Origin of the sequence: Mycobacterium sp. GA-1199, assembly GCF_001500045.1 — a bacterium.
GTDB lineage: Bacteria > Actinomycetota > Actinomycetes > Mycobacteriales > Mycobacteriaceae > Mycobacterium.
Window position 1 is genome coordinate 1 of sequence record NZ_LQIX01000032.1, and the last position, 11,720, is coordinate 11,720.

Here is an 11,720-nt window from a genome sequence, read left to right on the forward strand (position 1 = left end):
CACCGGGTCCGGGCCGGGGGCCTTGGGGACGCGGCATCGGCCGGTCGACCGGCTGCTGAGAGGAGAACGGGTTGTTGCCGACGCGGGGCACGCGTGGCGCGGGCTTCGGCGCACCCGGCGTGGGACCCGGCCGCGGTCCGGGCGTCGGGCCCGGGCGGGTGGGCGGCGCGGCGGGGGTAGCCGGCGGGGCGGCCGCCGCGGGAGGCGCGACGGACGGAGCCTCGGCGGCCGGTGCCGCAGGCTTGGGCGCGGGTGCCTTCGCGGGCTCCGTCGGAGCGGCGCTCTTGGCAGGCGCGGCGGGCGCAGCGGTCGACGAGGCAGCCGCCGAACCGTTGCCATCGGATTTGACCTTCTCGGCAGCCTTCTTGCCGCCGCCGAAGGATTCGCGCAACCGGCGCGCGACCGGGGCCTCCACGGTGGAGGACGCGGATTTGACGAATTCGCCCTGTTCGCTCAGACGAGCGAGAACTTCCTTACTGGTGACACCGAGTTCCTTGGCCAACTCGTGTACACGGGCCTTACCTGCCACTACATCTCCATCTCTAGAGGCGTCAGCGGTGGTAGGCGCCGCGCCTCGGGTTAGCTATGACGCATGGTCATCGGGACTTCACGGTGTGCTCATGTTCTTCGCTACCTGTTCTGTTGCCGAGGGGTCGGGCGGGTCGGCACTGCTTGACGTGCCGACATACTCGATCACCGCGGATACGTCCGGTGAACCGGTGATGCGCAACGCTCGACCGAACGCTCGCCGACGAATCGCCGCCTCGAGGCACTGAGGAGTGGGATGCAGCCACGCACCCCGCCCCGGCAGCTTTCTCGCCGGGTCAACGGTGACGGTGCCGAGAGAATTCCCAGCCCCATCGACGTTGCCGACAGCGACCACCCGAAGCAGTTCGACGGCCAGCTCTCGTTTTCGGCAACCAACGCAGGTCCGCACCGGTCCGACAGGATCGTCGGGGCTGCGTCGTTGCGCCGAAGCCGAAGTCTCGCGCTGGATCACAGGTGAGTCTACCGTCACGTCCGCCGGTATTTGAAATGGCTGCGCTGCTCGGCGTGGACGCGTGCGCCGGCCGGCGCTTACCGGTCCCCCACGACACCGCGTGCCGCGCCCTGATCGGGCTCGCCGGCGCCCGCCGGCGGCGCGTCGCTACGGATGTCGATGCGCCAACCGGTGAGCCGGGCCGCCAGCCGGGCGTTCTGCCCCTCCTTGCCGATGGCCAGTGACAGCTGGAAATCGGGTACGACGACGCGGGCCGCGCGTGCGGCCTCGTCGATGACCGTCACCGAGACCACCTTGGCCGGTGAGAGCGCGTTGGCGACGAACTTCGCCGGATCGGGGTCGTAGTCGATGATGTCGATCTTCTCGCCCGACAGCTCGCTCATCACGTTGCGCACCCGCTGACCCATCGGCCCGATGCAGGCGCCCTTGGCGTTCAACCCCGGCACCCGCGAGGCCACCGCGATCTTCGAGCGGTGACCGGCCTCCCGAGCGACCGCCACGATCTCGACCGAGCCCTCGGCGATTTCGGGCACCTCCAGCGAGAACAGCTTGCGCACCAGGTTCGGGTGTGTGCGCGACAGCGTGATCAGCGGTTCCCGCGCGCCGCGGCTGACGCCCACGACATAGCAGCGCAACCGGTCGCCGTGTTCGTAGCGTTCGCCGGGCACCTGCTCGGCGGCGGGGATGACGCCCTCAGAACCCTTGGTCTCACTGCCCATCCGGACCACGACGAGGCCCCGGGCGTTGGCCCGCGCATCACGCTGGATCACCCCGCCCACGATGTCGCCCTCGCGGGCGGAGAACTCGCCGTAGGTCTTCTCGTTCTCGGCGTCGCGGAATCTCTGCAACATCACCTGGCGCGCGGTCGTCGCGGCGACGCGGCCGAATCCTTCTGGGGTGTCTTCCCATTCGGTGATCGTGTTGCCGTCCTCGTCGACCTCGGACGCGATGACCTTGACCTCACCGGTCTTGCGGTCGATCTCGATGCGCGCCTCGGCGGCGTGGCCCTCGGTGTGTCGATATGCGGTCAGCAGTGCGGATTTGATGGTCTCGACGAGCTCGCCCACCGGAATTCCGCGGTCGACCTCGATGGCGTGTAGCGCGGCCATGTCGATATTCACGCCGACGCCTCCTTCCCAGATTGGCCGACCAGCTCCAGCTCTCGCGGATTGGGAGGCGAGAATTCAACTTGCACAACAGCTTTCGAGATGCCATCCAAGGGCAACTCCCGGACCGAGAAGTTGGCCTGCCGGCCGGCCCGCACCACCAAACGCACCACACCGTCGCGGGTTTCGCCGAGCCTACCGGTCAGTTGTGAGCCGTCGGACAGCGTCAGTTCGACCTTGCGGCCGCGCGCTCGCCGGTAGTGCTTCTCTGCGGTCAGCGGGCGGTCCACACCCGGAGAGGTGACCTCGAGGACATACGGCGCGGATCGCGCGTCGAGGGCGTCGAGCAGCGCGGAGGCGGTACGGGACAGCTGGGCGATCGAAGCGAGGTCGAGGCCGTCGTCCCCGTCGGCCACCACCGTGATGCGCGGCGGACGCGCGGCCGGGTCGACGATCACGTCCTCGATTTCGTAACCCGCGCGCGCGAACTCGCCGTCGAGTAGCTCGATCACCTCGTTCTGCGACGGCAATCCCGCAGAATGCTCCGTCACGGCGAGCTCCTCGTCTTGAGTTGTCCGGACTCGATCCCGGGCGACAAACCTTGGAACCGACACTCCACGATACGCCAGCGCCGCCGCGGTAAACGCCAAACGAACACCGATGCGAACAGAGCGCAATGGCAAGATGTTGTCCGTGCCGAGCTCCCCGCCGACCATCAGCAGGAGACGCGCGTTGGTCTCGGCCGCGGCATTGGCCCTGCTGGGCGCGACCGCGGCAGCCTGCGGCTCACCGCCCCCACCGCCCGAGGTCGACGAACTCGCTGCTCAACTCGACCGGGCCCGCGCCGACAGCCAACTGGCCACCGATGCGGCGGGCAACGAGCGCGGGGCCGTCGCGGAGGCGTTGACGGCGGTAGCCGCCGAACGCGCCGCCCATGCCCAGGCGCTGTCCGACGAGTTGGTCCGGTTGCGCGGCGACGAGGCACCCACGTCGACACCGACCAGCACGACCGCAGAGCCGGCGAAACCGCCCACCGTCAAGGACGCCGCCAACGCGCTGCGGGTTTCGGCCTCGAGCGCCGCCGAGCTCGCGGCCAAGCTCTCGGGCTACCGCGCCGGGCTCGTCGCCTCGATCGCCGCGGCGTGCACCGCCGCGTACGAGGTCGCCCTCGCCGAACCGGAGAAGCCGCGATGACCTCGGCGGAGCCCACCCCGACGCGGCCGTCGGATGCCGCGGACGGCGCGCTCTATGACGCGATCGCCACCGAACACGCGACCATCTACGGCTACGGCATCGTGTCGGCGCGTTCGGCGCCCGAGGACAACACGCTGGTGTCGAAGTCCATGGCCGAGCACCGCGAACGCCGCGAGATCGGGCTGCAGATGCTGGAGGACCGGTCGATCGCCGGCCCCCTGCCCGCGGCGGGCTATCAGCTGCCGATGGAGGTCAGGACCCCCGCCGACGCCGCTCAACTCGCGCTGCGGATGGAAGAGGACGCGGCCGTCGCGTGGCGTGCGGTCGTCGAGCAGGCCACCTCCGAAAAGGAGCGGGCCTTCGGCGTCGAGGCGCTGACGCAGTGTGCGGTGCGGGCGGCGCGGTGGAGCCGACTGCTGGGCACGACGCCGGTGACGGTCCCGTTCCCGGGCGGAAGTGAGTAGCTTCTCACCGCCAGTGTGGGCTCATGTCACGCTCCGGGCGCCTCGAGCGTGCGGGTAACCCACGTTCGCGCCAGGACGTAGGGTCCGCGCTAGGACCGCAGGGCGGCGACGATCTCGTCGGCCGCACCGTCGACGGCGATCTCGCGGGTCTCCCCGGTGAACCGGTTGCGCAGCTCGACGACGCCGTCGGCCCAGCCGCGGCCGACCACCACCAGCCACGGCACCCCCAGCAGCTCGGCATCCTTGAACTTCACTCCCGGCGACGCGGTGCGGTCGTCCAGCAGCACGTCGATCCCGCGTCGATCCAGCTCGCCGGCCAGGTCTTCGGCCCCGGCCCGTGCCGCGGCGTCCTTGTTCGCGATGACGAGGTGGACGTCGAACGGTGACACCTCCGCCGGCCAGCGCAGACCGAGCTCGTCGTGGTGTTGTTCGGCGATGACAGCGACCAGCCGCGACACCCCGATGCCGTAGGAGCCCATGGTCAACCGCACCGGTTTGCCGTTTTCACCGAGCACGTCGACCTCGAACGCGTCGGTGTACTTGCGGCCCAGCTGGAAGATGTGGCCGATCTCGATACCGCGCGCGCTCACCAGCGCCCCCGCTCCGTCCGGCGACGGGTCGCCGTCGCGCACCTCGGCGGCCTCGATGGTGCCGTCGGCGACGAAGTCGCGGCCCGCCACCAGGTCGACGACGTGCTTGCCGGGTTCGTCGGCGCCGGTGATCCAAGACGTTCCGTCGACCACCCGGGGATCGAGCAGATAGCGAACCCCGTTGGCCAGCAGCGCTTTCGGGCCGATGTACCCCTTGGCGAGGAACGGATACCTGGCGAAGTCGCTGTCGTCGAGCAGCGCATACTCGGCCGGTTCGAGCGCAGCTCCCAACCGTTTGTCGTCGACCTCCCGATCACCGGGCACACCGATGCCCAGCAGCTCCCACTCGCCGCCGGGCACGCGGGTCTTGAGTATCACGTTCTTCAGGGTGTCGGCGGCGGTGACGGTGCGGTCGAGCGTCGCGTTGGCCCAGTCGACCAGCGTGGCGATCGTCGGGGTGCCCGGGGTGTCGTAGACCTTGGCCTCGGGCTGGCCGTCGAGCGGCAGCGGGGCCGGGGCGGCGGTGGTCACCGCTTCGACGTTGGCGGCGTAACCGGATTCCAGACAGCGCACGAACGTGTCTTCGCCGATCTCGCTCTCGGCCAAAAACTCCTCGGACGCGCTGCCGCCCATCGCACCCGAGACGGCGGAGACGATGACGTAGCGGACGCCCAGCCGGTCGAAGATGCGCCGGTAGGCGTCGCGGTGGGCCAGGTACTGCGTTCGCAGCCCGTCGTCGTCGACGTCGAACGAGTACGAGTCCTTCATGACGAACTCACGGCCGCGCAGGATCCCCGCGCGCGGGCGCGCCTCGTCGCGGTATTTGGTCTGGATTTGGAACAGCAGCAGCGGGAAGTCCTTGTAGCTGCTGTACTCCCCCTTCACCGTCAGGGTGAAGAACTCTTCGTGGGTCGGGCCGAGCATGTAGTCGTTGCGGCGACGGTCCTGTAGCCGAAACACGCTGTCGCCGTACTCGGTCCAGCGGTTCGTCGTCTCGTAGGGCGCCTTGGGCAGCAGCGCGGGGAACAGGATCTCCTGCCCGCCGATCGCGGTCATCTCCTCGCGGACCACCCGTTCGATGTTGCGCAGCACCCGCAGCCCCAGCGGCAGCCAGCTGTAGAGCCCGGGACCGACCGGCCGGACGTAGCCCGCGCGGATCAGCAGTTTGTGGCTGGGCACTTCGGCGTCGGCTGGGTCGTCGCGCAGGGTGCGCAGGAACAGCTCCGACATGCGGGTGATCACAGGCGACAACCTTACTGACCGCCCGAGCTACAGCTCGCCGGCCTCCACGGCTTCCTTGGTGTGCTGGGCGGAGGCGATCTGACGGGACGAGAAGCCGATGAAGAACGCGGCGACACCGACCAACACCGCGACACCGGCGACCCACAGCAGCGAATAGGTGTAGCCGTAGCCGAGCGCGTCGAGCTGGGCCGGCGTCATGTCCTTGACCGGTCCGGTGGTCCCGCCCAGGTACAGCGTGCGCGACGTCTGCACCGCTTGGATGACGACGAGCACCAAGGGGCCGCCGAGGTTCTGCACCATCAGCGTGATCGACGACACCGGACCGATCTCGCCGGGGCCCACTCCGGCGATCGCGCACAGCGGCAGGATCACCGCGATGGCGCCGATGCCGAAGCCGCCGACCACGATCGGCGCGAACAGGTCCGGGAAGTACGGGATGCTGCGGTCCAGCGTCGACCCGTAGAGCATCGCGCCGAGGACGAACAGGCCGCCGCCGAGGATCAGCCAGCGCGGCGCGACGTGCGGAGCGAGCCGGGCGGCCACTGCGGTGCCCACCCCGAAGGCCAGCGCGAACGGGATGAAGCAGATGCCCGCCTCCAGCGCCGAGTAGCCCAGGACGTCCTGCACCAGCAGCCCGATCATCACGGTCAGCGTCAGCAGGACGCCACCGGCCAGGAACAGCGCGATGAACGTCATGACCCGGTTGCGGTTGTCGAACACCGAGAACGGCACGATCGGGTGCTGGGCGTTTCGTTCGACGAGCAGGAAGCTGATGAAGAAGATCGCCGACGCGACGGCGGCGCCGATGACCAGCGGGTCGAGCCATCCGCGCGGCGGGCCCTGGGTGAAGACGAGCACCGCCGACGAGCAGCCCGCCGTGGCGAGCAGCGCACCGGTGACGTCGAGTTTGAGTCGCTCGTGGTGTGTTTCGGCGAGTTTGAGGACCGCGATGGTGATGATCGCGATGCCGATCGGCACGTTGATCAGAAACGCCAACCGCCAGGAGATCACCGTCAATGCGCCACCGAGCACCAGGCCGAGCACCGAACCGATCCCCTGCATGGCCGCCGATATCGCCAACGCCCGGTTACGCGCCTGGCCGACCGCGTACGTCGTCGCGATCAGCGCAAGCCCCGTCGGTGCGGCCACCGCCGCCCCGGTGCCCTGCACCGCGCGCGCCACGATCAGCGTGGCGGGATCGGTGGCCAGACCGCACACCAGCGACGCGATCGTGAAGACCCCGACGCCGGAGAGGAACGCCCGTTTGTGACCGATCGCGTCGCCGACGCGGCCACCGAGCAGCAGCAGGCCCCCGAAAGCCAGCACGTAGGCGGTGATCACCCAGCTCTTGCTGGCGTCGGTGAGGCCGAGGTCGGCCTGCATCCGGGGCAGCGCCACGATCACGATGGTGCCGTCGAGCGTCGACATCAGCTGCATGCCGGTGATCGCGATGATCGCCGGGCCCAGAACCGACTTCGCGAGCGGCAGCGCCGCGGGCGGCACGGGTCGGTCCGTCGACTCGGAGGAACCACCGACGGCAGACATGGAAGGCCACCCTACCGAGTGCGATTTCGGTGTAGTCGGTCGCGGCGGATGCGACAGACCGATGTCGAGCTAAAGCTCTCCGGAGTTGGATGTCGAGCTAAAGCTCTCCGGAGTTGGATGTCGAGCTAAAGCTCTCCGGAGTTGGATGTCGAGCTAAAGCTCTCCGGCGTTCGATCGCGAGCTAAAGCTCTCGACAGACCGATGTCGAGCTAAAGCTCTCCGGAGTTGGATGTCGAGCTAAAGCTCTCCGGAGTTGGATGTCGAGCTAAAGCTCTCCGGAGTTGGATGTCGAGCTAAAGCTCTCCGGCGTCGATCGCGTCCTTGACTTCCTGGGCATGCGCAACCTGCGACGCGCTGTAGCCGATGAACAGCGACGCGATCCCGACCATCACCGCGACTGCGGCCACCCACAGCAGCCCGTACGTGTAGCCCTGGTCGAGAGCGTGCAACTGCGCGGCGCTCATGTCGTTGACGGGGCCGGTCGTGCCACCCAGATACAGCGTCCGCGACGTGATCACGGCCTGGATGATGGCCAGCACGACGGGCCCGCCGAGGTTCTGCAGCATCAGCGCGATGGCCGACACCGGACCGATCTGGTCGAAGCCCACCCCGGCGATCGCCGACAGCATCAGCGGCACCACGATCATTCCGATGCCCAGCCCGCCGACGGTGATCGGCAGCACCAGGTTCGGGAAGTACGGGATGTTCGCGTCGAGCGTGGAGCCGTAGATCATCGCGCCCAGCACCAGCACGCCGCCGGCGATGACCAGCATCCGCGGCGGGAACATCTGCACCAGCTGCGACGAGAGCCCGAGTCCGATCCCGAGTGCGATCACGAATGGAATGAATCCGATGCCTGCCCGCAGCGGGCTGTAGCCCATGATGTCCTGCACGTACAGCCCGATCAGCACGGTCAGCGTGAACATCACGCCGCCGGCCAGGAACACCGCGGCAAAGGTCGCCACCCGGTTGCGGTCCTTGAACAGGTCGAACGGCATGACGGGGTTGGCCGCGGTGCGCTCGACGTAGAGGAACGCCAGGAAAGCGGCGCACGCGGCGAGACCCGAACCCAGCGTGATCGGCGACAGCCAGCCCTGTTCGGGACCCATCGAGAACCCGAACACCGCCGCGGTACAGCCGAGCGTGGCCAGGATCGCACCCGCAGCGTCCAGCTTGAGCCGTTCGCGGTTCGTCTCCCGCAACGTCTTGCGGGCCAGGTGGATCATCACCAAGCCGATCGGCACGTTAATCAGGAACGCCCAGCGCCACGACACCTCGGTCAGCGCTCCGCCGACGATCAGGCCCATCACCGAACCGATACCGGTCATCGCGGCGAAGATCGCGGTGGCCGCGTTGCGGGCCGGACCCTTCGGGAACGTCGTCGCGATCAGCGCCAGTGCGGTGGGTGACGCGATCGCCGCGCCGACGCCCTGCAGCAGGCGAGCGACCACCAGCGTCGCCTCGTTCCACGCGAGGCCACACAGGATCGAGGCGATGGTGAACAGCGCCACGCCGACGATGAAGGTGCGCTTGCGGCCGATCGTGTCGCCGAGTCGCCCGCCCAGCAGCATCAACCCACCGAAGGTCAGCACGTAGGCGGTGATCACCCAGCTGCGACCGGCGTCGGAGAGGCTCAGCTCGTCCTGGATCTTAGGAAGCGCGACGATCGCGATCGTGCTGTCCATGGTCGCGAGGAGCTGCATACCGCCGATCGCGATGACCGCCGCGATGAACCTCGGCGACGGAAGCCACGTCGCGGACCTGCCGGTTTGCCCGAGCGCAGACCGAATAGAGGTCTTCTGGGAATGGGGTGGAACCGCTCGATTTGCCCCGCCCTCGGCGTCACGGCGCATGGCAGCACGCTCTGCGTCATTGAGAGCCGTCATACGGGTTACCTTACAGTAATCTTAAGAATCCTTTATCCGCCGAAGGCGGCGACGGGCCCGATGACGATGATCGCGGGGGGCCGAATTCCGTCCTCCCGGATGCGTTCTGCCACATCGGCGAGCGTCGCGCGCAAAGTCCGTTGCGCGGCTGTCGTGCCGTGCTGAACCACCAGAACCGGCGTATCCGCAGGTCGTCCGCCTTCCAAAAGAGCCGTGGCGAACAGTTCGATGCGTTCAACCGCCATCAGCAACACGATCGTGCCGGAGAGCGCGGCCAAGGCATTCCAATTCACTAACGATTCGGGATGCCCGGGCGCGACATGCCCGCTGACCACGACGAATTCGTGCGTGACGTGGCGGTGGGTGACGGGCACGCCGGCGAGCGCGGGAACCCCTATGGCACTGGTCACACCCGGTACGACGGTGACCGGGATGCCCGCCTCGGCGCATGCGAGCACCTCTTCGTATCCGCGCGCGAACACGAACGGGTCCCCACCCTTGAGTCGCACGACGAACTTGCCCGCCTTCGCGCGGTCGATCAGCAGGCCGTTGATCGCGTCCTGAGCCATGGCGCGGCCGTACGGGATCTTCGACGCGTCGATGACCTCGACATGCGGTGGCATCTCGGCCAACAGTTCCTGCGGCGCTAGCCGGTCGGCAACGACGACGTCGGCATGCGCCAACAGCCGGCGACCGCGAACGGTGATCAACTCGGGGTCGCCTGGTCCCCCGCCCACGAGCGCGACGCCGCCGTGCACTACGTCGGTGGTCGCCGAACTGTCGGGTGCGATGAGCCCGCGCTGCATGGCCTCGCGGATCGCCGACCTGATCGCCGCTGAGCGGCGGTGCTCACCGCCGGCGAGCACACCGACCGACAGCCCTTCGTACTCGAAGGATGCCGGGGTGACGGCCGTGCCCTCGACGGCCACGTCCGCACGCACACAGAAGATGTGGCGGTCCTCGGCTTCGGCGACGACGGCGGCGTTGACGGCCGGGTCGTCGGTGGCCGCGATCGCGTACCAGGCGTCCTCGAGGTCGCCCGGCGCAAACTCGCGTAGCTGCAGGGTGATTCCGCCCATCGCCTCGACCGCGGGCGTGGCTTCGCGCGCGATCACCACCACGTCGGCGCCGTTGGCCACCAGGAGCGGCAAACGACGCTGCGCCACGCTGCCGCCGCCGACGACGACGACCTTCCTGCCGGTCAGGCGCAGACCGACGAGGTAGGCGTTCTCGGTCACTGCTCCGGATCCTGTTCGCGCGAACTCATCGGCGCGAGCTTAGAGGTTGCGGCCACCGCCACGAAGCGGCTGATCGCGCGCGGGTGGGCAGCGGGGTGGGTGTGCAGATAGCCGGCATGTACGGCGCCGTCCACGACACCGTCCCTCCTTCGACCGATCGCGTGGCCGGTGAAGATCCACGCCGGCTCGTAGTCGTCTTTGAAAGTGACTGCGGTGCGGTGAAATTCGTGCCCCATCATTCGGTCGCCGATCGAGTGCAACGGCGAGTCGGCCACCACGACGGCTTCTCGGTAGCCAAGTGTGAGGCGGTCGGTGAACGTCGCCGAGCCGGCGATCACCCCACACATCGGATGACCGTCGAGATCGTCGACGAGGTAGGTCAACCCCGCGCACTCGGCGTGCACGGGTGCCCCCGATGCCGCGAGTTGCCTGATCTGCGTGCGCGCGACCTCGTTGGCCGAGAGTTCGGCGACGAACTCCTCCGGGAAACCGCCGGGTACGACGAGGGCGTCGGCGCCCGGTGGCAACGGGTCGGTCAGCGGGTCGAACTCGACGACCTCGGCACCCGCAGCGGTGAGGACCTCGCGATGTTCGGCGTAGCCGAAGCTGAACGCCCTGCCCGACGCCAGCGCCACCGTAGCGTTTCCGCCGACCGGCGTCATCTCCTCGGCGTCCCAGGGGTCGTCCATCACCCGGCTGTCGGCCAACGCCGCGATCCCCACCAGATCGACATGGCGGCCGACGAGCGTGGTCATCGCCTCCACCGCTTCGCGCGCCCTGTCCCCGTGTTCGACTGCGGTGACCAGGCCCAGATGCCTTGAGGGGACGGACAATTCGTCGCTGCGCGGAATCGAGCCGAAGACCGGGATGCCGGCGTGTTCACAGGCCTGACGCAACACCTCCTCGTGTCGCAGTGAGCCGACGCGGTTGAGGATCACCCCCGCCACGCGAACCGATGAGTCGAACGTCGAAAAGCCGTGCAGCAGGGCCGCGATGCTGTGACTCTGTCCGCGTGCGTCGACGACCATGACGACCGGCGCACCGAGCAGCGCGGCGACGTGTGCGGTGGATCCGAACGCGTTGCCGCGCGACTCCTCGGTGATGCGCCCGTCGAACAAGCCCATCACGCCTTCGATCACCGCGATGTCGGCCCGGGCGCTGCCGTGTCGGTACAGCGGGCCGATCAGGTGCTCGCCCATCAGGACGGGGTCGAGGTTGCGACCGGGCCGCAGCGACGCCAGCGCGTGATAACCGGGGTCGATGTAGTCGGGGCCGACCTTGAACGGCGCGACGGCCCGCAGCAGTTGCTCGATGCCGCGGATCTGGTCACCGAGATGACCAAGGTCAAGCACCCGATGGACGTCGGCCGCAAGGGCCAGAAGGGCATCGAGTGGTGACCCTCCTTCGCGCTACTCGCCCTGACCCCGCGAGCGTGCGTGTTTGCACACGACACGC

11 protein-coding genes and 1 pseudogene are annotated in these 11,720 nt (G+C 68.5%); 3 read left to right on the forward strand and 9 right to left on the reverse strand.

Translation table 11 applies throughout. The annotated features are described in order from the left end of the window. From AU198_RS17975 to rimP, 4 genes are all read right to left on the reverse strand, one after another. A partial coding sequence (locus AU198_RS17975; protein WP_197416153.1) for a translation initiation factor IF-2 N-terminal domain-containing protein occupies positions 1 to 529 on the reverse strand: 529 nt, incomplete at its 3' end. Between the two features lie 78 nt (positions 530 to 607). Beyond that, positions 608 to 1,000, reverse strand: a complete 393-nt coding sequence (locus AU198_RS25875; RefSeq protein ID WP_082691087.1) for a YlxR family protein — start codon at positions 998 to 1,000, stop codon at positions 608 to 610. A gap of 77 nt (positions 1,001 to 1,077) precedes the next feature. Next, entirely contained in the window at positions 1,078 to 2,121 is a 1,044-nt protein-coding gene (nusA, locus tag AU198_RS17985) for a transcription termination factor NusA (RefSeq protein WP_064349864.1), read from the reverse strand. Next, the gene (rimP, locus tag AU198_RS17990) at positions 2,118 to 2,657 is read right to left on the reverse strand and encodes a ribosome maturation factor RimP (RefSeq protein WP_064349865.1); all 540 of its coding nucleotides are present in this window, start codon (positions 2,655 to 2,657) and stop codon (positions 2,118 to 2,120) included. Before rimP ends, nusA begins: the two co-directional genes overlap by 4 nt. A gap of 133 nt (positions 2,658 to 2,790) precedes the next feature. Here rimP and AU198_RS17995 point away from each other — a divergent pair, with 133 nt between their 5' ends. Together AU198_RS17995 and AU198_RS18000 are read left to right on the forward strand one after the other, a co-directional pair. Continuing rightward, the gene (locus AU198_RS17995; RefSeq protein ID WP_197416154.1) at positions 2,791 to 3,300 is read left to right on the forward strand and encodes a hypothetical protein; all 510 of its coding nucleotides are present in this window, start codon (positions 2,791 to 2,793) and stop codon (positions 3,298 to 3,300) included. Further along, positions 3,297 to 3,764, forward strand: coding sequence for a ferritin-like domain-containing protein (locus AU198_RS18000; RefSeq protein ID WP_064349866.1), 468 nt, complete (start codon positions 3,297 to 3,299; stop codon positions 3,762 to 3,764). The genes AU198_RS17995 and AU198_RS18000 overlap by 4 nt, the downstream gene beginning before the upstream one ends. A gap of 89 nt (positions 3,765 to 3,853) precedes the next feature. Here AU198_RS18000 and AU198_RS18005 read toward each other — a convergent pair whose 3' ends face one another. From AU198_RS18005 to AU198_RS18025, 5 genes are all read right to left on the reverse strand, one after another. Then, entirely contained in the window at positions 3,854 to 5,596 is a 1,743-nt protein-coding gene (locus AU198_RS18005) for a proline--tRNA ligase (RefSeq protein ID WP_064349868.1), read from the reverse strand. A gap of 27 nt (positions 5,597 to 5,623) precedes the next feature. Continuing rightward, positions 5,624 to 7,141: an MFS transporter gene (locus tag AU198_RS18010; protein WP_064349870.1), complete on the reverse strand. Its 1,518-nt coding sequence runs from the start codon at positions 7,139 to 7,141 to the stop codon at positions 5,624 to 5,626. Between the two features lie 293 nt (positions 7,142 to 7,434). After that, a complete protein-coding gene (locus AU198_RS18015; protein ID WP_064349871.1) occupies positions 7,435 to 9,027 on the reverse strand; it encodes an MFS transporter in 1,593 nt (530 codons plus the stop codon). A 32-nt stretch (positions 9,028 to 9,059) separates the two neighbouring features. After that, entirely contained in the window at positions 9,060 to 10,265 is a 1,206-nt protein-coding gene (cobA, locus tag AU198_RS18020; RefSeq protein ID WP_064349873.1) for a uroporphyrinogen-III C-methyltransferase, read from the reverse strand. After that, on the reverse strand, positions 10,262 to 11,569 hold the full coding sequence (locus AU198_RS18025; protein ID WP_502689302.1) for a cobyrinic acid a,c-diamide synthase CobB: 1,308 nt from the start codon (positions 11,567 to 11,569) through the stop codon (positions 10,262 to 10,264). The genes cobA and AU198_RS18025 overlap by 4 nt, the downstream gene beginning before the upstream one ends. On the opposite strand from AU198_RS18025, the pseudogene AU198_RS27050 reads away from it, so the two are divergent. Further along, positions 11,492 to 11,662: pseudogene (locus AU198_RS27050) on the forward strand (cob(I)yrinic acid a,c-diamide adenosyltransferase); the annotation flags it as partial. The gene AU198_RS18025 and the pseudogene AU198_RS27050 sit on opposite strands and share 78 nt — an antisense overlap. Positions 11,663 to 11,720: the final 58 nt, after the last annotated feature.